At 24.9% G+C, this 606-nt stretch carries 1 pseudogene; it reads right to left on the minus strand.

From position 1 onward, the window contains the following. Position 1 precedes the first annotated feature (1 nt). A pseudogene (locus tag P2081_RS21080) lies at positions 2-301 on the minus strand (cytochrome c oxidase subunit 3). Positions 302-606 lie beyond the last annotated feature (305 nt).

Consider the following 606-nt stretch of genomic DNA (forward strand, 5'->3'; position numbering starts at 1 on the left):
GTCATATTGAAATAAAAATAAATATTGTTCCAATAATTACATGCAATCCGTGAAATCCTGTTCTTATAAAAAATGTTGATCCATAAATTGAATCTGCTATAGAAAATGGTGCTTCATAATATTCAATTGCTTGAAGTACAGTAAAATAAATCCCTAAAATGATTGTAATTAATATTCTTTGTACTGTTTGTGAGTAATTTATATTAATTATTGCATTATGAGCTCATGTAATTGAAATTCCTGATGATAGTAAGATTATTGTATTTAATAAAGGAATTCTTATAGGGTTAAATGTTTTAATTCCTGTAGGTGGTCATTGTATACCAATTTCAATAGTTGGGGCTAGTCTACTATGAAAAAATGCTCAAAAAAATGATGAAAAAAATAAAACTTCTGAGGTAATAAAAAGGATTATTCCTCATTTTATTCCTTTAATTACTTTTTTTGTATGGATTCCTTGAAAAGTTGATTCTCGTACTACGTCTCGTCATCATTGAATTATTGTTAAAATAATAATAATTATTCCAATACTTATTAATCATATATTATTATTATGAAATCATATAATTGTTCCAGAAGTTAATCTTATTAATCCTATAGATCCTG

Source organism: Pseudophaeobacter profundi (assembly GCF_029697505.1).
GTDB classification, from domain to species: Bacteria; Pseudomonadota; Alphaproteobacteria; order Rhodobacterales; family Rhodobacteraceae; genus Pseudophaeobacter; species Pseudophaeobacter profundi.